The sequence below is a fragment of the Pseudomonas sp. GM49 genome (genome assembly GCF_000282355.1).
Classification (GTDB): domain Bacteria; phylum Pseudomonadota; class Gammaproteobacteria; order Pseudomonadales; family Pseudomonadaceae; genus Aquipseudomonas.
Window position 1 is genome coordinate 1 of the sequence record NZ_AKJL01000327.1, and the last position, 21502, is coordinate 21502.

20 protein-coding genes, 4 tRNA genes and 1 riboswitch are annotated in these 21502 nt (G+C 59.2%); of the genes, 6 read left to right on the plus strand and 18 right to left on the minus strand.

The window, feature by feature from the left end; translation table 11 throughout:
* Together PMI29_RS01430 and PMI29_RS01425 are read right to left on the minus strand one after the other, a co-directional pair.
* On the minus strand, positions 1-1582 hold a 1582-nt coding region (locus PMI29_RS01430), incomplete at its 3' end, for a DUF5801 repeats-in-toxin domain-containing protein (RefSeq protein ID WP_238541704.1).
* 748 nt (positions 1583-2330) lie between these two features.
* Positions 2331-2407, minus strand: a tRNA-Arg gene (locus PMI29_RS01425).
* Between the two features lie 291 nt (positions 2408-2698).
* Here PMI29_RS01425 and PMI29_RS01420 point away from each other — a divergent pair.
* Together PMI29_RS01420 and PMI29_RS01415 are read left to right on the plus strand one after the other, a co-directional pair.
* The gene (locus tag PMI29_RS01420) at positions 2699-2920 is read left to right on the plus strand and encodes a hypothetical protein (protein ID WP_008004209.1); all 222 of its coding nucleotides are present in this window, start codon (positions 2699-2701) and stop codon (positions 2918-2920) included.
* A 23-nt stretch (positions 2921-2943) separates the two neighbouring features.
* On the plus strand, positions 2944-3123 hold the full coding sequence (locus tag PMI29_RS01415) for a PA3371 family protein (RefSeq protein ID WP_008004211.1): 180 nt from the start codon (positions 2944-2946) through the stop codon (positions 3121-3123).
* Between the two features lie 92 nt (positions 3124-3215).
* Here the strand turns inward: PMI29_RS01415 and PMI29_RS31610 are convergent, their stop codons facing one another.
* Entirely contained in the window at positions 3216-3425 is a 210-nt protein-coding gene (locus PMI29_RS31610; RefSeq protein ID WP_008004213.1) for a hypothetical protein, read from the minus strand.
* Positions 3426-3535: 110 nt separating this feature from the next.
* Between PMI29_RS31610 and PMI29_RS01410 the strand changes: the two genes are divergently transcribed.
* Complete coding sequence (locus PMI29_RS01410) at positions 3536-3862, plus strand: Arc family DNA-binding protein (RefSeq protein WP_003178899.1); 327 nt, start codon at positions 3536-3538, stop codon at positions 3860-3862.
* Between the two features lie 94 nt (positions 3863-3956).
* Positions 3957-4082 (plus strand): hypothetical protein, encoded by a 126-nt coding sequence (locus PMI29_RS32880; protein ID WP_274517879.1) that lies wholly within the window; start codon positions 3957-3959, stop codon positions 4080-4082.
* A 51-nt stretch (positions 4083-4133) separates the two neighbouring features.
* Here the strand turns inward: PMI29_RS32880 and mgtE are convergent, their stop codons facing one another.
* Positions 4134-5576 carry a magnesium transporter gene (gene mgtE, locus PMI29_RS01405; protein ID WP_008004215.1) on the minus strand — a complete coding sequence of 481 codons (1443 nt, stop codon included), beginning with the start codon at positions 5574-5576 and terminating at the stop codon, positions 4134-4136.
* A gap of 321 nt (positions 5577-5897) precedes the next feature.
* Here mgtE and PMI29_RS01400 point away from each other — a divergent pair, with 321 nt between their 5' ends.
* Positions 5898-6416, plus strand: a complete 519-nt coding sequence (locus tag PMI29_RS01400; protein ID WP_008004217.1) for a hypothetical protein — start codon at positions 5898-5900, stop codon at positions 6414-6416.
* 19 nt (positions 6417-6435) lie between these two features.
* Here PMI29_RS01400 and PMI29_RS01395 read toward each other — a convergent pair.
* The 7 genes from PMI29_RS01395 to ltaE form a co-directional block, all read right to left on the minus strand.
* Positions 6436-6512 (minus strand) — tRNA-Arg (locus tag PMI29_RS01395).
* Between the two features lie 72 nt (positions 6513-6584).
* A tRNA-Arg gene (locus tag PMI29_RS01390) sits at positions 6585-6661 on the minus strand.
* A gap of 107 nt (positions 6662-6768) precedes the next feature.
* Positions 6769-6859: transfer RNA gene (locus tag PMI29_RS01385), tRNA-Ser, on the minus strand.
* A gap of 62 nt (positions 6860-6921) precedes the next feature.
* Positions 6922-7110 carry a carbon storage regulator CsrA gene (csrA, locus tag PMI29_RS01380; protein WP_002554426.1) on the minus strand — a complete coding sequence of 63 codons (189 nt, stop codon included), beginning with the start codon at positions 7108-7110 and terminating at the stop codon, positions 6922-6924.
* Between the two features lie 188 nt (positions 7111-7298).
* Entirely contained in the window at positions 7299-8540 is a 1242-nt protein-coding gene (locus tag PMI29_RS01375; protein WP_008004219.1) for an aspartate kinase, read from the minus strand.
* 91 nt (positions 8541-8631) lie between these two features.
* Positions 8632-11253, minus strand: a complete 2622-nt coding sequence (gene alaS / locus PMI29_RS01370; RefSeq protein WP_008004220.1) for an alanine--tRNA ligase — start codon at positions 11251-11253, stop codon at positions 8632-8634.
* A gap of 146 nt (positions 11254-11399) precedes the next feature.
* Positions 11400-12404, minus strand: coding sequence for a low-specificity L-threonine aldolase (gene ltaE / locus PMI29_RS01365; RefSeq protein ID WP_008004221.1), 1005 nt, complete (start codon positions 12402-12404; stop codon positions 11400-11402).
* Between the two features lie 196 nt (positions 12405-12600).
* A riboswitch (FMN riboswitch) is annotated at positions 12601-12771 on the plus strand.
* A 101-nt stretch (positions 12772-12872) separates the two neighbouring features.
* Between ltaE and PMI29_RS01360 the strand changes: the two genes are divergently transcribed.
* Positions 12873-13382 carry a 6,7-dimethyl-8-ribityllumazine synthase gene (locus PMI29_RS01360; RefSeq protein WP_008004222.1) on the plus strand — a complete coding sequence of 170 codons (510 nt, stop codon included), beginning with the start codon at positions 12873-12875 and terminating at the stop codon, positions 13380-13382.
* Between the two features lie 131 nt (positions 13383-13513).
* Here PMI29_RS01360 and astE read toward each other — a convergent pair whose 3' ends face one another.
* The 7 genes from astE to PMI29_RS01325 form a co-directional block, all read right to left on the minus strand.
* Positions 13514-14524 carry a succinylglutamate desuccinylase gene (gene astE, locus PMI29_RS01355; protein WP_008004223.1) on the minus strand — a complete coding sequence of 337 codons (1011 nt, stop codon included), beginning with the start codon at positions 14522-14524 and terminating at the stop codon, positions 13514-13516.
* 12 nt (positions 14525-14536) lie between these two features.
* Entirely contained in the window at positions 14537-14827 is a 291-nt protein-coding gene (locus tag PMI29_RS01350; protein WP_007992779.1) for a hypothetical protein, read from the minus strand.
* 61 nt (positions 14828-14888) lie between these two features.
* Entirely contained in the window at positions 14889-16235 is a 1347-nt protein-coding gene (gene astB, locus PMI29_RS01345; protein WP_008004224.1) for an N-succinylarginine dihydrolase, read from the minus strand.
* A gap of 162 nt (positions 16236-16397) precedes the next feature.
* Positions 16398-17867 carry a succinylglutamate-semialdehyde dehydrogenase gene (gene astD, locus PMI29_RS01340; RefSeq protein WP_177323288.1) on the minus strand — a complete coding sequence of 490 codons (1470 nt, stop codon included), beginning with the start codon at positions 17865-17867 and terminating at the stop codon, positions 16398-16400.
* Positions 17864-18889 (minus strand): arginine N-succinyltransferase, encoded by a 1026-nt coding sequence (gene astA / locus PMI29_RS01335; RefSeq protein WP_008004226.1) that lies wholly within the window; start codon positions 18887-18889, stop codon positions 17864-17866. The genes astD and astA overlap by 4 nt, the downstream gene beginning before the upstream one ends.
* Positions 18890-18962: 73 nt before the next feature.
* Positions 18963-19982, minus strand: coding sequence for an arginine/ornithine succinyltransferase subunit alpha (gene aruF / locus PMI29_RS01330; RefSeq protein ID WP_007971023.1), 1020 nt, complete (start codon positions 19980-19982; stop codon positions 18963-18965).
* Positions 19983-20176: 194 nt separating this feature from the next.
* A complete protein-coding gene (locus tag PMI29_RS01325) occupies positions 20177-21397 on the minus strand; it encodes an aspartate aminotransferase family protein (protein WP_008004227.1) in 1221 nt (406 codons plus the stop codon).
* Between the last annotated feature and the right edge of the window lie 105 nt (positions 21398-21502).

Here is a 21502-nt window from a genome sequence, read left to right on the forward strand (position 1 = left end):
TCACCGCCTCGCCCGAGGCCGTATCCGTCAGCCCGGAAGCTCCCGCCACCACGCCCAGCGCATAGGTCAGGGTGCCGGCACCATCGGCGCCAAACGCCGAGTTGACGTTGGCGGCAAAGCTCTGGGTCGCGTTGGTCGCCAGTACCGTCTCGTCCACCGTCAGCGTCGGCTCCGTGCCGGTAGTGCTGATGCTCGGCCCGTCGTCGTCGAAGATGATCTTGGAGCCGATTTCGGTTTTCGAAATAGAGGCCTGGACCAGCGTGAAACCACCGATATCAAAGTCGGCGTGCTCATTGCCCTTGGCAGTGACGGCCGCCCCGTTCTCGACGAGCACCCGGTTGTGGTCCGACGTTGTGGTGTATTCAATCTGGTAGCCGGCTTTAACGCCGATGATTGTTGCAACCCCTGCTGCAAAGCTGATGGTGATGGCCGGATCATTCACCGAGCCGTTTGAATTCTCGATCACCTGCCCGGTACTGTTGAAGACACGAACATTGGTGATGGATACCGACGCATCATTCGCATACCCATTGATGAAATTCGCGCCAGGCTCAGCAGCGGTGCTGAATGCACTGATTCTTACCACCGCACTCTTGCCGCTTTGCAACTGCACGACATCGAAACTGGCCGATTTCGCATTGAATACGCCGGTAAAATCGACGTTGGATTCAACATCAGCTTCGTTCTGGTCCAGGTTGGGAATGGTCACATTCTGCCTGGCACCCGTGACGAACGAAAAGCGGATGCCCTCTTGCTCCACAATCATCTGATTGTTGGTGCCGAAGGTGGTCGGCCCCCCCGCCTGGCTGGTATTGATCGTGTCGCCCGTCGTTATATTGGCGCCGCTTGACTGATCAGCGGGGTCCTTGCCGGTGGCGATAATCGTGGGATCCGTGATCCGCAACACACCACCGTCGTTGACAACAGTCGGGTTCGCCTTCGTGAACATCAGGAAGAGGTTCTGACCGGAGGGCGCATTGGCCAGACTGAATTCCATGTCCTGACTGGCTCCGATGAAAACCTTGTTCAGCAGATTGAGCGAATCATCGGCGTTCGTCATATCGGGATGCTTGAGCGGTTGGTACTCCACGGTCCAGATCTTGCCGCCCGTGACCGGAGATCCGGTTTCTTCAATATAGGCAGCGAACACGATCGCACCGGTTGTGCTTCCGGCTCGGCCCACGACGATGTTGTTGTTCGTATCCGTATAGAGAAGGATGCTGGTGCCATCGAGGGTAACCAGTCCGCTGTCCACGCCATTGAGCGGTGCGCCAGAGACACCGACGAAGCTGATATCGGTAATGCTTGCTCCGGGGTCAGCGGTGATGGTGAATGCATTGCTGCCGGTGTTGCCCACGGCACCGGTATAGCCGCTCAAGGCGGCACCCGTTGCGGTACCGGCCCCCAGTGCAGTCAAACGGGTAGAGAAGATCGAGGGCAGGGACGCCACCAGAATGTCGTTGTCGTCAGCGTCCCCCGCAGGGCCTGGAGTGGCAGTGCTGTTCTGCAACCCGGCCGTTTCATCCAGCGTAACGTCCTCGCCGGTCGCCACGACGCCCAAAACGCTGTCCGTAAACGACATTGTCGCCACGGCGTCGTCACCGGTGCCGAGTACACCATCGGCACCCGCAGAGGCCGCGGTGAGCAGAAACGTTGCGCCTGCCGAGTCGTCGGGATTCACGTACCAGGAGGTAGTGACGCTGCCGTTGACCTGGCCGTCGAGATCGCCAGCGCCGCCGTCGGTCACGGACCAGGGCTCATGCCCCTCGCCGGTGTTGGTATCGAGCACGTCGTCGGACGTACCCCACACACCATCCGCGCCGGCACCGATGGCGTGGTCCACTTCGAGCGTCACGGTGCTGCCGGCGGCGAAACCGCTGGCCGTGACGATGGCGGTGCTGCCGGGGGCGTAGTCTTTAAGGTCGGTGGTGACGAACGGAGTGTATGGACGGGGTGGATCGCTCACATAGGTAAAAGTCCAGTCGTGACTGACGGGTGATAGATGGCCATCGGCGTTGTTGGTCAGGTCACTCGTTGGCGATGAGGATTTCTTGCGCATAGTCATGACTGTCTCCTGAGCGGGTCCAGTCATCGGGGGTCGACCTTGGACCATTTTCGGTTCTATAGGTCACAACTATGAACAGGCACCGGAGGATGCACATCGGCCGATACTCCCAGGCGGGCTGGGAGTTTCAGACTATTTGGAGGGGAGACGGAAAGTCGCGAAAGTAGAGTTGATGGATTCGATAAATCCCAGGCACCTGAGTTTGTCGAACTTTGTCTACAAGTCGTGAAAATGAAGCGTTGAAACAGGGGGGATCTGCGAAATATGGTGTCCCAGGGCAGGTTCGAACTGCCAACCTTCCCCTTAGGAGGGGGATGCTCTATCCAATTGAGCTACTGAGACACAAGTTGACCGCGACAGAACGCGGTGCGATGGACGGCGTGCATGTTAACGGCCGGGCTGGCTTTTGTCATGTCGTCCGTATGGCTTTTTAAGTGTAGGCAGTCGCCTTGGCCGGGCGCGGACTTGTTTACCGTGCAAATTGCATCAGTGCAAAAAGCCATCATTGCAAAATGCAATATGGAGCTTTACCAAAAATAACTTAATTCATTGTTTTTAAAGAATTTAATTGCCGATAGACTCTGGCATGCGAGCTGCTTCTACTGTTCTCACAGAACAACCGAGGCCCGCGCCATGAACAGCGCCCTTTTACTCTCGATTGCAATCGCCCTGACGGTTTTGCCGGGTTTTTACTTTACCCCCGAGAGCGGTGCCACGCAGGTTGCCCAGCGAATGCCGCATTACCTTCAGTTGCAGAAGGCGCCACAACTGGCAGTGATGAGCGACCAGCACGGCTTTGTCAGCCAGGAAAACATCCTGGTGCCGGCTCTGTCTGCCGAACGCTTGATATTTTGAATGACCCCCACCAGGAGCACTGCATGTCCAGATCAGCCGCGAGTTTCTTCATCCTCGCCTTGTTGAGTGGCATTTTTCATCTGTCATTGACCCAGGACATGATCGTCACCCTCCCCTTGATCGCCTGTGGTGTATTCACCGCGCTGTTCGTGCTCGCATTGATAGCCGGGCGCAAGATCAAATTTGATCCGGTGCTGCGTTAATCCGGGTATGGCAGATCTGGCGCAAGGCTCTGCCATCCATCCTGAATTCCCCCCCTCTATACGACCTCCCCTAGTAAATCGGCCATTTGCCACTATTCTGTAAAAAGCAAGGAACAGGGATCGAGTCCGCTTTTGCTGCCCATCAGAAACCTTCGTCGGGCGGAGAAAGCGCCAAGCGATACGGCCCGGTCGAACTTTTCAAACCAGTCTGCATTTCTGATAATTGGTGCTGGCAGAAAGCCTTTATACAGTTCAATATTTGTCACAGAATTGACGCCAAGGATCTGGCTTGCTTGAGGCATGATGCGCGCCTCTATCAATTCAGGTTGAACATTTGGTCAGAGCGCTTGTCCTACCAGACATCCTGCGGCCAATCCCGAAAACCGCTCCCCTGAACTAACCGGTTAAATATATGCGCCCATTGAAACAGGCAATTTATTCCAGCCGTACGGCTGACAAGTTCGTCGTACGTCTGCCAGACGGAATGCGTGAACGCATTGCCGAGGTGGCTCGCAATCATCATCGCAGCATGAACTCCGAAATCATTGCGCGCCTTGAGCAGAGTCTCATTCAGGAAGGCGCACTGGGAGAAGAGTTGAGCATGCGCTTGGACAGCCCGGAGCTTTCCTTGCACGAACGGGAGCTGCTGCAACGCTTCCGCCAACTCTCCCATCGACAGCAGAATGCCCTGGTTTCGCTGATCGCTCATGACGCTGAAATGGCCGCTGACGCGTCCTGATTCAGCCAGAAAGCTCAAGCCAGCCTGATCGCTGGCTTTTTTTTTGATTATTTCACTGGTTTAAGCATGGGCACGGCCCCTTGCAGGAGCCAGCTTGCTGGCGATGGTCGTTAACGATAACGCGTATGAACTGGATGAACGCGGCGCACTTGAGTCCATCGCCAGCAGGCTGGCTCCTACAGTTTCCCGGGATTGCCTGAAGAACCTTTTTTTTGCCTGAAATCCGGGCACAAAAAACCCGCCAGAAGGCGGGTTTTCAGTGAGTTGGGCATCAGAGCAGGAAAATTGTCGCCAGCCCGAGGAAGATGAAAAAGCCTCCGCTGTCGGTCATGGCCGTGATCATCACACTGGCACCCATTGCCGGATCGCGCCCCATCTTCGCCAGGGTCATCGGAATCAAGACCCCCATCAATGCTGCCAGCAACAGGTTGAGCGTCATCGCGGCGGTCATCACCACGCCCAATGACCAACTGCCATACAGCAGGTAGGCAACCACACCGATCACCCCGCCCCAGATCACGCCGTTGATCAGCGCTACCGCCAACTCTTTGCGCATCAGGCGCGAGGTATTGCCGGTGCTCACCTGGTCCAGCGCCATGGCCCGAACAATCATGGTGATGGTCTGGTTGCCCGAGTTACCACCGATTCCCGCCACGATCGGCATCAAAGCCGCAAGCGCCACAAGCTTCTCGATCGAACCTTCAAACAAACCGATGACCCGGGAAGCCACGAACGCGGTAATCAGGTTGATCGCCAACCAGGCCCAACGGTTACGCAGGGATTTCCAGACCGACGCAAAAATGTCCTCTTCTTCACGCAGACCCGCCATGTTGAGAACTTCGCTTTCGCTCTCTTCACGGATCAGGTCGACCATTTCATCGATGGTCAGACGACCGATCAGCTTGCCGTTCTTGTCGACCACGGGGGCGGAGATCAAGTCGTAACGCTCGAACGCCTGGGCGGCATCGTAGGCGTCTTCGTCCGGGTGGAAACTCACCGGGTCGCTGGCCATCACCTCGGCAACCTGTTTGTCCGGGTCGTTGACCAGCAAACGCTTGATCGGCAACACGCCCTTGAGGACGCCGTCGTAATCGACCACGAACAGTTTGTCGGTATGGCCCGGCAACTCCTTGAGACGGCGCAGATAACGCAAGACCACTTCAAGGCTGACATCCTCGCGGATGGTCACCATCTCGAAGTCCATCAACGCACCGACCTGTTCCTCATCGTAGGACAGTGCCGAACGCACGCGCTCGCGTTGTTGCTGATCGAGGGTCTCCATGAGCTCATGGACGACGTCTCGCGGCAGCTCGGAGGCCAGGTCAGCGAGTTCGTCGGCATCCATGTCCTTGGCCGCTGCCAGGAGCTCGTGATCGTCCATGTCGGCGATCAGCGATTCACGGACCGAATCGGATACTTCGAGAAGGATGTCGCCGTCGCGATCGGCCTTGACCAGTTGCCAGAGCGTCAGACGATCGTCCAGCGGCAAGGCTTCAAGGATGTAGGCGACGTCGGCGGAGTGCAGGTCATCGAGCTTGCGTTGCAACTCGACAAGGTTCTGCCGGTGGACCAGGTTCTCGACCCGGTCATGATGCGGGCCTTCCTGGCGGTGAGTCAGGTCTTCTACTACTCGCTGGCGCTGCAGCAACTCAACCACCTGAGCCAGGCGATCCTGCAAGCTTTCCTGCGTTTTCTTTACTTCAACTTCGGACATAGGCGAACTCCACTCCCAGCAGCGGGGCACGCCGGAAGGATCAATCAGTCAATTCATGATTGGTAAAACGGGGTACTGAGTAACTACTGGGTAAGTCCATGGAGATATTCCACAAGCCCCGGCGGGGCTGACGGGCGCAATGATACACCGCCTGACGGTTTTAAACGTTAAAAAATCTTGGCTGAAACAAGCGCTTGCACAACAAACTTGAGCATCGTCCTGATCCATGAAAATGCGACGACGCATTCTGAAAAGAAAACACACCCCCCTTCGAAAATTGTAGCCGCTACCCTTGAAAAGCAACGTCATGGAGGACGCCTGATGCCATCAATTCCACCACTCCTTTTACTGCTCAGCCTGCTCAGCCCCCTGCCCCTGGCGCTCGCCACCACCGTTCACCGCTGCGAGGGGGCCAATGGGCGCATCACCTTCACCACGCTGAGCTGTGCCGCAGGAGAAAACGTTTCACTTCAGGATGTCCGTACCTTTACACCTGGCAGCACGATGGCGCTTATGCCGGAAGCCGGACCCAGTGAAACATCAGGCACGAAAATCAAAAGGAGAGAGCCGACCGTGGTCGGCCAGACGCAGGACAAATGTGGAAACCTGATCAGTGCCAGGGAGCGCCGGGAAGCAATCATCAATCAGCGAGTACTCGCCGGCATGAGCCAGCAAGACGTCGAAAGTGCCCTCGGCAAGCCAGACAAGATCAGTATTCGCAATTCAGCCACGAGCTATCGTTACAACACCCTGCGAGGTCGCAGCGCACAGGTGGAGTTCGACGAGAGGGGATGCGCGAAAGGAAAAGCCAAATCCCGGACGGCAAAAAGCCCGCATTAAATGCGGGCTTTCTGTTGTATGGTGCACTCGACAGGATTCGAACCTGTGACCGCTCGGTTCGTAGCCGAGTACTCTATCCAGCTGAGCTACGAGTGCATTTTGTGTTTTTAGACCAGACCACAACTGGTTGGAGCCAAGTTACTTACATTGCTGCAACTAACTCTTAAATGGTGCACTCGACAGGATTCGAACCTGTGACCGCTCGGTTCGTAGCCGAGTACTCTATCCAGCTGAGCTACGAGTGCATTTGTTGCCGCGCATTATAGGCCGTCTAATCTCTATGTCAAACACTTTTTCTAGTAATTTCAACAACTTACCGAAAAAGCCAGATTACAACGTACTACGCAAATAATGGCGGAGAACGGGGGATTCGAACCCCCGACACCCTTTTGAGGTGTACTCCCTTAGCAGGGGAGCGCCTTCGGCCACTCGGCCAGCTCTCCGCAACACGGGGCGTATATTAACCAGCTTCTTCCCCGTTTGCAAACATAAAAAACGATAAAAATTAATGGCTTGGTTCTTCGTCCTTCTCTTTCTTGATACGCAGGTAAATTTCTTCCCGGTGAACAGCCACCTCTTTGGGAGCATTAACACCGATGCGCACTTGATTTCCTTTGACGCCGAGCACGGTCACGGTGATTTCGCCATCACCGATAATCAGGCTTTCTGCGCACCGACGAGTCAGAATCAGCATACCTTTCTCCTCACGCATTTCATTTCAGGGACAACAGTCTGCAAAAAAAAGGCACTCGACCCACAACCGGAGCGGTCGCAGCCCTACATGCCTGAGTATTGACTAGCGCGAGCAAAAGAACAGGCTCGGGAGCCCCGCCATTCAAAAAAACAAAAGGCGCGGTCAGACCGCGCCTTTTGGCAAACGCATCACTCGCCCTGGCGGGCCGGCGCGTCCAGTTCGAAAGCCGTGTGCAGAGCGCGCACAGCCAGTTCCAGGTACTTCTCTTCGATCACTACGGAGACTTTGATTTCCGAAGTCGAGATCATCTGGATGTTGATGCTTTCCTTGGCCAGGGATTCGAACATGCGGCTGGCCACACCTGCGTGAGAACGCATGCCAACGCCAACGATCGACACCTTGGCGATCTTGGTGTCGCCCACGACCTCACGGGCACCCAGCTCGCCAGCGGTTTTTTCCAGCACGGCTTGCGCCGCCTGGTAGTCGTTGCGGTGCACGGTGAAGGTGAAGTCGGTGGTGTTATCGTGCGCAACGTTCTGCACGATCATGTCGACTTCGATGTTCGCGGCACTGATCGGGCCGAGAATCTTGAATGCAACGCCCGGGATGTCTGGCACGCCACGGATGGTCAGCTTGGCTTCATCGCGGTTGAAAGCGATACCGGAAATGATCGGCTGTTCCATGGTTTCCTCTTCATCAATAGTAATGAGGGTGCCCGGACCCTCCTTGAAGCTGTGCAGTACGCGCAGCGGAACGTTGTACTTGCCGGCGAACTCGACCGCGCGGATCTGCAGCACCTTGGAACCGAGGCTGGCCATTTCCAGCATCTCTTCGAAGGTGATCTTGTCCAGGCGCTGAGCCACGGACACCACACGCGGGTCGGTGGTGTAGACGCCGTCGACGTCGGTGTAGATCTGGCATTCGTCAGCCTTCAGGGCCGCCGCCAGCGCCACGCCGGTGGTGTCGGAACCGCCACGACCGAGAGTGGTGATGTTGCCGTGTTCGTCGACGCCCTGGAAACCGGCGACAACCACCACACGACCTGCCTTCAGGTCACCGCGAATCTTCTGGTCATCAATCTGCAAGATACGCGCTTTATTGTGCGCGCTATCCGTCAGAATCCGCACCTGGTTGCCGGTGTACGACACCGCCGGCACGCCACGCTTGATCAGCGCCATGGCCAACAGGGCAATCGTCACCTGCTCACCGGTGGAGACGATCACGTCCAGCTCGCGCGGAACCGGTTGACCGTTGCCACTGATTTGCTTGGCCAGATCGATCAGACGGTTGGTTTCGCCGCTCATTGCAGACAGCACAACCACCAGGTCATCGCCGGCATCGCGGAATTTCTTAACCTTGTCGGCGACCTGCTCGATTCTCTCGACAGTGCCGACCGAGGTGCCTCCAAATTTCTGTACGATCAAAGCCATTTCAAAGCCGCCTCTGCCCATGAAGGGCGCCCAAATAATCACTCAAACAGCGTTGCGGCCCGCCACTAGACTACGAGCCGCAAGTACTGCCTTATAGACCCTGCTCTACAAACGGAACGGTCAGGGCCAGTGCCGCATCCAGTGCGCCAGCGTCGGTACCGCCGCCTTGCGCCATGTCTGGACGACCACCGCCCTTCCCGCCCACTGCCGCAGCGGCTTGCTTCATCAAATCACCGGCTTTGAGTTGGCCAGTCAGGTCTTTGGTTACGCCTGCAACCAGAACGACCTTTTCCTCATGGACACTGCCGAGCAGGATCACTGCGCGGCCGAGTTTGTTTTTCAGTTGATCGACCAGCGCCAGCAGCGCCTTGCCATCCTGACCGTCCAGACGCACGGCCAGCACTTTCACGTCCTTGACGTCCAGCGCCTGGGCCGACAGATCGTCGCCTGCGGCACTGGCAGCCTTGGCTTGCAACTGCTCGAGTTGCTTCTCCAGCAGACGGTTGCGCTCCAGCACAGCCGACAGCTTGTCGATCAGGTTGTCGCGGCTGCCCTTGACCAGGCTGGCCGCTTCCTTGAGTTGTTCTTCGGCCGCATTCAAGTAGGCCAACGCTTGCGCACCGGTGACGGCTTCAATACGACGCACACCCGATGCAACACCGCCTTCACTGATGATTTTCAGCAGGCCGATGTCGCCGGTACGGTTGGCGTGGATACCGCCGCACAGCTCGACGGAGAAGTCACCCATGCTCAGTACACGCACGTTGTCGCCGTATTTCTCGCCGAACAGCGCCATCGCGCCTTTCTTCTTGGCGGTGTCAATATCGGTTTCTTCGGTTTCAACTTCGGAGTTCTTGCGAATCTCGGCGTTGACGATGTCTTCCAGCGCTTTGAGTTGCTCAGGCTTGATCGCTTCAAAGTGGCTGAAGTCGAAGCGCAGGCGCTGACTGTCGACCAACGAACCTTTCTGCTGGACGTGGTCGCCCAGTACCTGGCGCAATGCAGCGTGCAGCAAGTGAGTCGCCGAGTGATTCAGCGAAGTCGCGTGACGCACTTCGGCGTCGACATGAGTCTCCACCGGAGTACCTACGATCAGGCTGCCCGAATCCAGCACGCCGTGGTGCAGGAACGCACCACCGGTCTTGGTGGTGTCGCGCACGTCGAAACGTGCAGCGCCAGCCTGGAGGAAACCGCAATCACCAATCTGGCCACCGGACTCCGCATAAAACGGCGTCTTATCGAGGACGATCACGCCCTCTTCGCCTTCGCTCAGTACGTCAACCGATTGCCCGTCTTTATAGAGCGCAACGATCTTGGCGGAACCGCTGTGAGCGGTGTAACCGGTGAATTCGGTGTCCACATCGACCTTGACCAGGCTGTTGTAGTCCATGCCGAAGGAACTGGCGGAGCGGGCACGGACGCGCTGGGCTTCCATTTCACGCTCGAAACCTTCTTCATCAATGGTCAGGCTGCGCTCGCGAGCGATGTCGCCGGTCAGGTCCATCGGGAAGCCGTAGGTATCGTAGAGCTTGAACACCACGTCGCCCGGCACCACGTCGCCTTTGAGTTCAGCCAGATCCTGCTCGAGGATCTTCAGGCCCTGCTCCAGGGTCTTGGCGAACTGTTCTTCTTCGGCTTTCAGCACGCGCTCGATGTGCGCCTGCTGGGATTTCAGCTCTGGGAAGGCTTCGCCCATCTCGGCAACCAGGGCCGCAACGATCTGGTAGAAGAAGCTGCCCTTGGCGCCCAGCTTGTTGCCGTGACGGCAGGCGCGACGGATGATCCGGCGCAGCACGTAGCCGCGGCCTTCGTTGGATGGCAGCACGCCGTCGGCGATCAGGAAACCGCAGGAACGGATGTGGTCGGCCACCACTTTCAGCGAAGCCTGGGCATCGTTGGTGCAACCGATGGCCTTGGCCGAAGCTTTCAGCAGGCTCTGGAACAGGTCGATTTCATAGTTCGAGTGAACGTGCTGCAGCACGGCACTGATCCGCTCCAGGCCCATGCCGGTGTCGACCGACGGCGCTGGCAGTGGATGCAACACGCCATCGGCGGTGCGGTTGAACTGCATGAACACGTTGTTCCAGATTTCGATGTAACGGTCGCCGTCTTCTTCCGGCGAGCCCGGTGGGCCACCCCAGATGTCGGCGCCGTGATCATAGAAGATCTCGGTGCAAGGACCGCACGGGCCGGTATCGCCCATGGTCCAGAAGTTGTCGGAGGCGTAAGGCGCGCCCTTGTTGTCGCCGATGCGCACCATACGCTCGGCCGGAACCCCGATTTCCTTGGTCCAGATGTCGTACGCCTCGTCATCGCTGGCGTAAACAGTGACCCAGAGCTTTTCCTTCGGCAGGTTCAGCCACTTGTCGGAAGTCAGGAAGTTCCAGGCGTAGCTGATGGCATCACGCTTGAAATAATCGCCGAAGCTGAAGTTACCCAGCATTTCGAAGAAGGTGTGGTGACGGGCGGTATAACCGACGTTTTCCAAGTCGTTGTGCTTGCCGCCGGCGCGCACGCATTTCTGGCTGCTGACCGCGCGGGTGTACGCGCGCTTTTCCTGGCCCAGGAAGCAGTCCTTGAACTGGTTCATCCCCGCGTTGGTGAACAGCAGGGTTGGGTCGTTGCCCGGAATCAAAGAGCTGGAGGCTACACGGGTGTGGCCTTGCTCTTCGAAGAAGCGAAGGAAGGCTTCACGGATTTCTGCGCTTTTCATTAGGTTCTTCCACGGAGACTGCGGCCAAAGGCCTGTTCGAAACGTCAACAGACGAAGCGACGGCAAAGGGCCGCATTATATCGGCGTTAGTGACTAGGTACAGTGTGTTTGTACGTTGCAAACACTCATTTAGACGGTTAACGCCGTCACTTGCCAGAAAAGTCGACGAATGTCGCGACGACTTGCTCGATTTGCGCCCGGCTGACGTCCATGTGCGTGACCATGCGCAGACGCGCGGCGGCACTGAGCTTGATCCCGCGCTCGGCGGCAAAGGCCTTGATGGCCTCAGCCTTGTCGCCCATCTGCACGTAAACCATGTTGGTCTGTACCGGCTCGACCTCGAAGCCCGCCGCACGCAGGCCTTCGGCCAGTAATTGTGCATTGGCATGGTCATCGGCCAGGCGCTCTACGTTGTGATCCAGTGCATACAGGCCTGCCGCCGCGAGAATCCCGGCCTGACGCATGCCACCGCCGACCATCTTGCGCAAGCGCCGGGCCTTGCCGATCAGCTCGGCCGAGCCGCACAGCACCGAACCGACCGGTGCTCCCAGCCCTTTGGACAGGCACACCGAGACGGAATCGAAATGTTGGGTAACTTCCCAGGCATCGACACCCAGCTTCACTGCTGCGTTGTACAGGCGTGCGCCGTCCAGGTGCAGTTGCAAGCCATGTTCGCGGGTAAAACTGCGCGCCCGGGCCAGGTATTCCAGCGGCAGGACTTTGCCTTGCATGGTGTTTTCCAGCGCCAGCAAACGGGTGCGGGCGAAATGGAAATCATCCGGTTTGATGGCAGCAGCGACCTGCGCCAGATCCAGCGAACCATCGGCCTGTACTTCCAGCGGCTGCGGCTGGATCGAACCGAGCACCGCTGCGCCGCCACCTTCGTACTTATAAGTGTGAGCCTGCTGGCCAACGATGTACTCGTCACCGCGTTCGCAGTGGGCCATCAAACCCAACAGGTTGCTCATGGTGCCCGTCGGCACGAACAGCGCCGCGGCGAAACCCAGGCGCTTGGCCAGATCAGCCTCCAGATGATTGACCGTCGGGTCTTCGCCATACACGTCATCACCGGTGGCGGCCTTGGCCATCGCGTCGAGCATGCCGGCGGAGGGTTGGGTGACGGTGTCGCTGCGAAGATCGATAACACTCATGAATCTGGCCTCGGTAAGCAGGGGAAATCCCTTTCATGAAGGAATTACTGCGGGCATGACGACGATTAATCAACCCTTGCGCAGGAAAAGGCCGATTAAACCAACGGAAAAGTCGATGACAATCATCCAAAAGGGGCCATGCGCATACTGGAAATATGTGATAAAAACGCTGCGCCGCCAAACATTCCGGCGGCAAAAACGTTCTCAGGGCGGGGTGCAACTCCCCACCGGCGGTAATTGCGCGCAATGCGCATAGCCCGCGAGCGCTTGGTGACAGCACGGCTTCGGCGGTGCCTGGCGGCAAGGTCAGCAGACCCGGTGTGATCCCGGGGCCGACGGTCATAGTCCGGATGAAGAGAGAACGGGATTGACAGCAAAGGGCCGTCCGCAGGCATTCGTGCATGCGCGTACCCTCAAATCCCCTTCGATTCATAACGCCCTGTTTTTCACACAAACAGGAGTCAGAACATGCAACCCACCGCAATCGACAGCAAAAGCAAACACCATCAGGGCGAGCGCGTTGCGTTCATCCAGGCCTGCTGGCACAAGGAAATCGTCGATCAGAGCCGTAAAGGCTTTGTCGCCGAAATGATTGCCCAGGGTTATCAGGAATCCGACATCGACTTCTTCGAAGTCGGCGGTGCCTTTGAAATGCCCCTGCACGCCAAGTTGCTGGCCAAGACCGGTCGTTATGCCGGTATCGTCGCGGCAGCCCTGGTGGTGGACGGCGGCATCTACCGTCACGAATTCGTCGCCCAGTCGGTGGTCAGCGGCCTGATGCAGGTTCAACTGGAAACCGAAGTGCCGGTGTTCTCGGTGTCACTGACCCCGCACCACTTCCATGCCGGCGAAGAGCACCAGAAGTTCTTCTTCGAGCATTTCGTGCATAAAGGCCAGGAAGCGGCGAAGACGTGTGCGGATACGCTGCTGAAGATCCGTAGCCTGCGTCGTAGCGAGCCGCGTGCAGTGGCGGTCTAAACACAGCCCCCCACTGTAGGAGCGAGCTTGCTCGCGATAGTCGTCAACGATAACGCGGGAAGCCTGGCACCCCGCGGCGTTTTCGGGTTCATCGCGAGCAAGCTCGCTCCTACAGAGGTTAGAGGGGTTTGTCAGGCCAGGTTTTCGTCGGTAGTCGGCACGATCAGGATGCCGGCACGCAAACCATTCTTCACCTTGGGGTTCGGGAAGATGATCCGGGCGCCCTCTTCTTCGATGATCCAGCGGGTGTTGGCGATGTCTTCCGCCAGCAGGTAACCCACTTCCAGCTCCGAAAAGTTCTCGATGTCCGCCGGCAGGTTCAGGCGGAAGCTGTCGCTGTGCTTGATGATTTCCCGTGCCACGCTGTACAGCTGCAAACCGTCCAGTGCCTCTCCAGTCAGTTCCGGCTCGGTGCCTTCGATGATCTGCTTGAGGCTCCTCTCCAGCAGCGAGACATTGACCCCGGCGTTCTGCCCGAACGGCCGCGCCTTGCCAAGCTCCAGGGTGAAGGCCTCGGCACCGAGCTTGTCGTAGGTGTAGGCGCTGAACACGATGGACGGCTTGTTCTGCAGCAGCACCGCTTCCATGCCGGCGGCACGCAGGCGAGCCAGTTCCAGGCGCGAATGCTGGCGGCCTTCCTTCCACGGGTACAAGGCGAATTGCTCGATTTTCGAGCCACGAATGGCCGTGTGCAGGTCGTAATGCAGGCGCTGACGGTCCGGCAGGCTGAAGAAACTCGCCGCCAGCCGTTCCAGTTCACAAGCACGCAAGGCTTCGGAACCGCTGCTTTGTTCGTGACGACCGTTGAACAGTCGATTGACGTCCTGCTCGATAAAACGCTCGCCTTTGCGAATCGCTTCGGGGTTGCCGAACAGGAACAGAATACGTGCGCGCGGCTTCAGGTCGCCGCGGGCAATGTCGTGCAACAGGCGATCGAGCAGCTCGATCGGCGCTGTTTCGTTGCCATGGATCCCCGCCGACAGCAGCAGGTCCAGGCCGTTGTCACGCGCTTCAGGTGGCCGGACTTCCAGCGCACCTTCGCTCAACCAGCGCATGCGCACGCCTTCGACAGTCAGTTGAGTCTTCTCCGCCGGTTCGCGGCCGGCGAGGGTCAGTTCAAGCAGTTTGCCGAGGGCGAGCATAGAACGGTTTCCTTAGTGGTCGTGGTTGCAATCCGGGCCGTGAACGTGTTCCTCGTCGTCGGTGAGGTCAGCCGGTTCCATCTCCAGTTGCAGACTTACCAGATTAGTCGCCAATGGGCGCAACAGCAGGTTGGCGTATTCGGCGTCGCCCTCTTCGACGTCCACGCCGATCAGCAACTGACCGCGGCCATCCTGCTGGATCCACAGCTCTTTGCCTTGCCACATGACCGCGACGCGGGTGCAGGACGTCTCCAGTTGCGTGCCGTCGGTGTCTTCAAGGATCAGCTGCAGGGTATCGCTCATGTCTTTACGCTCTCGTTTGAGATGAAGCAGCGCGCTGCCGTAGAGGGCGGCGCGCCGTCGATCAATTGATCTGGAATGGATAAACCGCGCCCAGTTTAAGGATTTGCGTCAGTTCATCCAGTGCCGTCCGGCACTCAAGCAGCAATTGCGGGTCCGCCAGATCGTTTTCGGTCATGCGGTCGCGGTAGTGCTTCTCGACCCATTCGGTCAGTGTGCCGTACAACGGCGCCGTCATGATAACCCCTTGATTGACGGCCGCCAGCTCGGTTTCGTTGAGTGCGACGCGCAACCGCAGGCAAGCCGGGCCACCGCCGTTCTGCATACTCTGCTTGAGATCGAAGACTTTCACTTCGCGGATCAGGCCGCCGGAGCTGGTCAAACCCTGCAGGTACTGCCAGACACGCTCGTTGCCACGGCATTCTTCCGGCACGATCAAGAGCATGGAGCCGTCAGGACGCGACAGCAGTTGGCTATTGAACAGGTAGGAACGAACCGCGTCTTCCACGCTTACTGCGGAACGCGGTACACAGACCGACTGAAACTTCCCACCGACTTTGGCGAGTTTGCTCTGCAGCTCAGCCAGCATCTGCTCAGTCTCGAGGAACGCGTCCTCGTGATAGAACAGTACTTCGCCGTTGCCGACCGCGATCACGTCGTTGTGGAACACGCCCTGATCGATCACCGACGGGTTCTGCTGGGCATAGACCACGCCGTCATCACTCAAGCCGTGCAAGCGGGCAACGGCCTGGGACGCTTCGAGGGTCTGGCGTGCCGGGTACTTCTGCGGTGCCGGGTAGCGGGTGTCGAATGCGCTGCGACCGAATACGAAGAACTCGACGCCGGCTTTGCCGTATTCACGGCAGAAACGCGTGTGGTTGGCCGCGCCTTCATCACCGAACTGCGCCACGGCTGGCAAGGCAGCATGATGAGCGAAGTGTTTCTGGTCAGCGAACATCGCCCCCAGCACGCGGCTGGTGGTCGGGTGTTCGATGCTGCGGTGATATTTGCAGTTGAGATTGGCAGCGGTGAAATGCACGCGACCGTCAGCGGTGTCGGCGCTCGGGCTGACCGTGGCGGCGTTGGCCACCCACATGCTCGAGGCCGAGCAACTGGCCACCAGCAACGGCATTGCCTCTTTGGCAGCGCGCTCGATCACCTGCGCATCGGTGCCGCCAAAGCCCAGGCGACGCAGCGCGGCCACATCCGGGCGCTCTTGCGGTGCCAGCACGCCTTGCTGGAAACCCATTTCCATCAGCGCTTTCATCTTCGCCAGGCCTTGCAGCGCCGCTTCCTTGGGGTTGGAAGACTGCTGGCTGTTGCTCTGGGACGCGACGTTGCCGTAGGACAGGCCACCGTAGTTATGGGTCGGCCCCACTAGACCGTCAAAATTGACTTCATAGGATTTCATCAGCGAGGCTCCACGAGAATCTGTTGTTATAGGCTTCAGTAACTAGATTTGAGACCGAGGCGCGGCCTTCGCGGGCAAGCCCGCTCCCACAGGTTCGGTGGTGTTCACACATCTTGTGTTCCACTCAACCACTGCGGGAGCGGGCTTGCCCGCGAATGGGCGCTACGCCATTTTCACGCCAGGCGTGAGTGCCGCAGGCATCACCAGGCTCGGCGTTTCCAGCGAGGCCACCGGGTACGCGCAGTAGTCCGCCGCGTAGTAGGCGCTGGCGCGGTGGTTGCCCGAGGCGCCGACGCCGCCGAATGGCGCGCTGCTTGCAGCACCCGTCAGCTGCTTGTTCCAGTTGACGATACCGGCGCGGCTTTCCAGCCAGAACTGCTGGTAGCGCGCTTCGGAGTCCGACAGCAGACCAGCGGCCAAGCCGTACGCGGTGTCGTTGGCTTCAGCGATCGCCGCTTCAAAATCAGCGTAGCGGATCACTTGTAGCAACGGGCCGAACAGCTCTTCGTCAGGACGATCGGCGACGGCGCTCACATCCAGGATGCCCGGGGTCAGCAAGGCCGACCGGGCCTGCGGCTGAGTCATTTCCAGCAGCGCCACGGCGCCATTGGCCAGCAGGTGTTCCTGCGCATCCATCAGTGCTTTAGCCGCGCCAAGGGATACCACCGAGCCCATGAACGGCGCTGGTTGCTGATCAAAGGCACCGACTTCGATGGTCGCGCTGACCGCCACCAGGCGCGCCAGCAACGTGTCGCCCCAGGCGCCTTGCGGCACCAGCAGGCGCCGGGCACAGGTGCAACGCTGGCCGGCAGAGATGAAGGCCGACTGGATGATGGTGTACACCGCGGCATCGAGGTCGGCGACCTGATCGACCACCAGCGGGTTGTTACCGCCCATTTCCAGCGCCAGGATCTTGTCCGGACGACCGGCGAATTGCTGGTGCAGGTGATTGCCGGTACGGCTGGAACCGGTGAAGAACAGACCGTCGATGCCCGGGTTCGCCGCCAGAGCGATGCCGGTTTCGCGAGCGCCTTGCAGCAGGTTCAATACGCCGGCCGGCAGACCGGCTTCAATCCAGCACTTGACCGTCAGTTCGGCCACTTTCGGCGTCAGCTCGCTTGGCTTGAACAGCACGCTGTTACCCGCCAGCAGTGCCGGCACGATGTGGCCGTTCGGCAGGTGACCCGGGAAGTTGTAAGGACCGAACACCGCCACCACACCGTGGGGCTTGTGGCGCAGCACAGCGGTGGCATCGCCCAGCGGGCCGCTCTTCTCGCCGGTACGTTCGCGGTAGCTCTGCACCGAGATGGCAATCTTGTTGACCATGCTGGTGACTTCGGTCGCGGCTTCCCACAGGGGTTTGCCGGTTTCCTCGCCAATGGTGCGGGCCAGTTCGTCCGCATGGTTTTTCAGCGCAGCAGCAAAGGCTTCCAGCACCGAGATACGCTCTTCCAGGGTACGCCGCGCCCAGCCCGGGAACGCCTGACGCGCAGCTTGCACAGCCGATTCGACCTGAGCGGCGGTGGCACCGACGCCGGACCACAACACCTGCTGGGTCACCGGGTTCAGCGACTCGAAGGCTTCGCCCTGACCTGCCAGCCATTCACCTGCAATGTAAAGCGACTTCATTATTTCGACTCCCGAGCTGCGGACAACGCCACGGCGCGCACTTGATCGCCTGCGTTGAGTTGAAGACGTTTGGCGGTCAGCGGATCGACCACCAGGGTGCCGGCGGCCAGACGTGCCGGCGCAGCAGTGATGCGGCAGTCTTCGCGCTTGCGGTTGTGAATGATGAATGGCGTGGCATCGTCACCCGGCGTACCAACGGCCAGCACCAGCGCCTGGCTGTCGCGCACTGCGCGGATCTTGCCGGTTTCGCACTCGATCGCAGGACCTGCGTCGAAAATGTCGACGTAGCCCTGGTAGCTGAAACCTTCGCTCTTGAGCATGGCCAGCGCCGGCTCGGTGTCCGGGTGAACCTGACCGATCACGTTGCGCGCATCCGGCGACAGGAAGCAGGTGTACAGCGGGAATTTCGGCATCAGTTCGGCGATGAACGCCTTGTTGCCCACGCCAGTCAGGTAATCGGCCTGGCTGAATTCCATCTTGAAGAAGTGTCGCCCCAGGCTTTCCCAGAAGGGCGAACGCCCGGCTTCATCGGAAACACCGCGCATTTCGGCAATGATCTTGTTACCGAACAGTTGCGGGAATTCGGCGATAAACAGCATTCGCGCCTTGGACAGCATGCGACCGTTGAGGCCGCTGCGGTAATCGGCGTGCAGGAACAGCGAGCACAGCTCCGAGTTACCGGTCAGGTCGTTGGCCAGGAACAGCGTCGGGATTTCACGATAGATGTTCAATTCCTGGGAGGCGCTAACGGTCAGACCGACCCGGAAGTTGTACCAGGGCTCACGCAGGCCGACGGCGCCGGCAATGGCGGAAATACCCACCACGCGAGCGTTGTCATCTTCGAGCACGAACAGGTAGTCCGCGTCGCCCCGCCCGGCTTCGCCGCGAAAGGTCTTCTCGGCCCAGCCGACCCGATGGGCCAGACGTTCTTCGTTGGCCGGCAAGGTGGTCAGGCCGGTGCCGGTGCTGCGGGCCAGGTCGATCAGAGCGGGTAAATCGCTGCTGCGTACGGGACGAACGATCATGCTATCTCCTCAAACGGGCCGCTTGCGCCACCCGTGAAACTCGCTGCTTTCTAAGCATTCTTTAAAGCAGGTGTTAAACCGCCACCAGGCGCACGCTGGCACCTTCACCGACGCCCAGGGCTTCGGCCGCTTCCAGATCCAGGGTCACCGGTTTGCCCGGCGCGTAATCGAGCTCGAGCATCACAGCGCGGTAATCCTGCAACTGGGCATTGGCCACCAGGTACTGGCGACCGACACCTTTGACCGGCTCGCCGATTTTCACCGGCACCACACGGCTCTGGGCGATCGAACGGATCCCCGAGACACGGGCATGCAGGGTCGGGCCGCCGTCGAAAATGTCGATGTAGTGATCGGTCTCGAAGCCTTCGCGCATCAGGATGTCGAAGGTGATCTGCGCCCGCGGGTGCACCTGGCCCATCGCCTCTTGCGCGGAGTCCGGCAGCAGGGGCACGTAGATCGGGTAATGCGGCATCAGTTCGGCGAGGAACGTACGGCTCTTCAGGCCGCACAGACGCTCGGCTTCAGCGTAGTTGAGGTCGAAAAAGTTGCGCCCGATGGCATCCCAGAATGGCGAGTCGCCGTTTTCATCGCTGTAACCGACGATCTCGGTCACCACGGAATCGGCAAAACGCTCCGGATGGCTGGCCACGAACAGCAAACGGCCACGGGAGTTGAGTTCCGACCACGGCGAACCCACCAGATCGCGCTGCACGTAGAAGCTGGTCAGCAAGCTGTTGCCGGTCAGGTCATGGCACTGCGAGAGCACGTGGATCTTGTTGTGAATCTTCAGCTCACGCGAAGCGTGCACGAACGTTTCGTTGCGGAAACTGTAGAACGGCTCGGAATAACCGGCCGATGCCACGATGGCCGAGCAACCGACCAGCTTGCCGGTGGCAGAGTCTTCGAGGACGAAGAAATAGCTTTCCTCACCGTTGAAACTCACTTCGGCGGCGAACGAAGCTTCGCTTGCCGCGATCTTGTCGCTCAGGCGTTCAACGTCATCCGGCAAGGAAGTGACACCAATCGGGCTGTCCGCAGCCAGACGCTGTACCTCGCCCAGATCAGCCATTTGCGCGGGGCGCATCACCAGCATGGTGTCACTCCTTTTCAAAACTCTTCGGGGAAAATAAGCCGGGCCCGTTGTAGGAGCGAGCTTGCTCGCGATGGTGGGTCAGCCACATCGGTGTCGACTGACACCCCATCGCGAGCAGGCTCGCTCCTACAGAAAAGCGGGGCCGGCATAAAAATTGGGTTCGACGCCCGAAAACTCAGGCGTCGAAGGGTCTATCAGGCTTGCGTCAGTTTTGCTGCGGCACGTTCGAAGCGGTCCAGACCGGCATCGATATCGGCGTCTTCCACCACCAGGCTCGGGGCGAAACGCACCACGTCCGGGCCGGCTTGCAAGACCATCAGGCCTTCTTTTTCAGCGGCGTTGAAGATGTCCTTGGCCTTGCCTTTCCAGGCATCGCTCAACACGCAGCCGATCAGCAGGCCCATGCCACGGACCTTGGTGAACAGGCCGTATTTTTCGCCGATCTGCTCAAGGCGCGCCTTGAACTTGTCGTGCTTGGCGTTGACGCCGGCCAGCACTTCAGGGGTGTTGATCACGTCGATTACAGCTTCCGCGACAGCGCACGCCAGCGGGTTGCCGCCGTAGGTGGTGCCGTGGGTGCCGACGACCAGGTGCTTGGCCAGGTCTTCGGTGGTCAGCATGGCGGCGATCGGGAAACCACCGCCCAGGCTCTTGGCGCTGGTCAGGATGTCCGGAATCACACCGTAATGCTGGTAGGCGAACAGATGGCCAGTACGGCCCATACCGGTTTGCACTTCGTCGAAGATCAGCAATGCGTTGTGCGCGGTGCACAGTTCGCGGGCACCTTGCAGGTATTCGAGTTCGGCCGGGATGACACCACTTTCGCCCTGGATCGGTTCCAGGACCACAGCGCAAGTCTTGTCGGAAATGGCGGCTTTCAGTGCGGCCAGATCGTTGTACGGCACGTGGGTGATGCCGGTGATTTTCGGACCGAAGCCATCGGAGTACTTCGACTGGCCACCGACGTTCACGGTGAACAGGGTACGGCCGTGGAAGCTGTTGAGCGCGGCGATGATTTCGTACTTCTCGCTGCCGAAACGGTCGAAGCCGACGCGACGGGCCAGCTTGAAAGCGGCCTCGTTGGCTTCGGCGCCGGAGTTGCAGAAGAAGGCGCGGTCGGCAAAGGTGGCGTCGACCAACTTATGCGCCAGGCGCAGGGCCGGCTCATTGGTGAACACGTTGGACACGTGCCACAGCTTGTTCGCCTGCTCGGTCAAGGCACTGACCAGCGCCGGATGCGCGTGGCCCAATACGTTAACGGCAATCCCGCCGGCGAAGTCGATCAGCTCGCGACCGGACTGGTCCCAGACGCGGGAACCGGCGCCACGCACAGGAATGAATGCGGCAGGCGCATAGTTGGGAACCATTACCTGATCGAAATCGGCGCGTTGTACCGCAGCGTGCTCAACGGACATCGGAGTCTCCTGAAGAGAAAACACTCGCCTGAAACTGGCGAGCTTGGTGAGGATTGTAAGGACAGTTTTCAGCCCGGCCTTGCCGCCAAGCGACAACTTCTTATA

What these genes read in the sequence shown, in the direction of transcription:
- PMI29_RS01420 (WP_008004209.1), top strand. Translation starts at nt 2,699, where the DNA reads ATGAACAGCGCCCTTTTACTCTCGATTGCAATCGCCCTGACGGTTTTG.
- PMI29_RS01415 (WP_008004211.1), top strand. Translation starts at nt 2,944, where the DNA reads ATGTCCAGATCAGCCGCGAGTTTCTTCATCCTCGCCTTGTTGAGTGGC.
- PMI29_RS31610 (WP_008004213.1), bottom strand. Translation starts at nt 3,425, where the DNA reads ATGCCTCAAGCAAGCCAGATCCTTGGCGTCAATTCTGTGACAAATATT.
- PMI29_RS01410 (WP_003178899.1), top strand. Translation starts at nt 3,536, where the DNA reads ATGCGCCCATTGAAACAGGCAATTTATTCCAGCCGTACGGCTGACAAG.
- mgtE (WP_008004215.1), bottom strand. Translation starts at nt 5,576, where the DNA reads ATGTCCGAAGTTGAAGTAAAGAAAACGCAGGAAAGCTTGCAGGATCGC.
- PMI29_RS01400 (WP_008004217.1), top strand. Translation starts at nt 5,898, where the DNA reads ATGCCATCAATTCCACCACTCCTTTTACTGCTCAGCCTGCTCAGCCCC.
- csrA (WP_002554426.1), bottom strand. Translation starts at nt 7,110, where the DNA reads ATGCTGATTCTGACTCGTCGGTGCGCAGAAAGCCTGATTATCGGTGAT.
- PMI29_RS01375 (WP_008004219.1), bottom strand. Translation starts at nt 8,540, where the DNA reads ATGGCTTTGATCGTACAGAAATTTGGAGGCACCTCGGTCGGCACTGTC.
- alaS (WP_008004220.1), bottom strand. Translation starts at nt 11,253, where the DNA reads ATGAAAAGCGCAGAAATCCGTGAAGCCTTCCTTCGCTTCTTCGAAGAG.
- ltaE (WP_008004221.1), bottom strand. Translation starts at nt 12,404, where the DNA reads ATGAGTGTTATCGATCTTCGCAGCGACACCGTCACCCAACCCTCCGCC.
- PMI29_RS01360 (WP_008004222.1), top strand. Translation starts at nt 12,873, where the DNA reads ATGCAACCCACCGCAATCGACAGCAAAAGCAAACACCATCAGGGCGAG.
- astE (WP_008004223.1), bottom strand. Translation starts at nt 14,524, where the DNA reads ATGCTCGCCCTCGGCAAACTGCTTGAACTGACCCTCGCCGGCCGCGAA.
- PMI29_RS01350 (WP_007992779.1), bottom strand. Translation starts at nt 14,827, where the DNA reads ATGAGCGATACCCTGCAGCTGATCCTTGAAGACACCGACGGCACGCAA.
- astB (WP_008004224.1), bottom strand. Translation starts at nt 16,235, where the DNA reads ATGAAATCCTATGAAGTCAATTTTGACGGTCTAGTGGGGCCGACCCAT.
- astA (WP_008004226.1), bottom strand. Translation starts at nt 18,889, where the DNA reads ATGATCGTTCGTCCCGTACGCAGCAGCGATTTACCCGCTCTGATCGAC.
- aruF (WP_007971023.1), bottom strand. Translation starts at nt 19,982, where the DNA reads ATGCTGGTGATGCGCCCCGCGCAAATGGCTGATCTGGGCGAGGTACAG.
- PMI29_RS01325 (WP_008004227.1), bottom strand. Translation starts at nt 21,397, where the DNA reads ATGTCCGTTGAGCACGCTGCGGTACAACGCGCCGATTTCGATCAGGTA.